At 27.4% G+C, this 390-nt stretch carries 1 protein-coding gene; it reads left to right on the top strand.

The features are described from left to right. A partial coding sequence (locus tag KM800_RS15220; RefSeq protein WP_217813835.1) for a tyrosine-type recombinase/integrase occupies positions 1–335 on the top strand: 335 nt, incomplete at its 5' end. Between the last annotated feature and the right edge of the window lie 55 nt (positions 336–390).

The following is a 390-nucleotide window of genomic DNA, read 5'->3' as shown; positions in this document are numbered from 1 at the left end:
TAGAACAGAACGAAGAAAAACTTAAAGTTGGATCAGCTTATGTTAAGAATGATTATATTTTTTCTAATCCATTAGGGACTGCAACTGATCCTCAAAATCTCAGGAAAATATATAAAAGGATTCTAGTAAATAATAACATTCCATATAAAAAATTTCACAGCTTAAGACATACATATGCAACAAGATTGTTTGAAAAAGATGTTCCAATAAAAACAGTTCAGATACTTTTAGGACATTCCGATATTTCAACTACCTCAAATATATATGTTCATGTAATGCCCGAACAAAAAATTGAAGCTGTTAATAAAATAAATACTCTTTTTAAAGTAGAGTAAAATGAAATAATTTACATTAAAAACTTTGGTGGGAAAATGGCGGGAATATCAAATT

The sequence above is a fragment of the Clostridium tyrobutyricum genome, from assembly GCF_019144085.1.
Taxonomy (GTDB): Bacteria; Bacillota; Clostridia; order Clostridiales; family Clostridiaceae; genus Clostridium_B; species Clostridium_B tyrobutyricum_A.
Note: the sequence above shows the minus strand (reverse complement) of the source record. Positions and strands in the feature narration are given on the sequence as shown.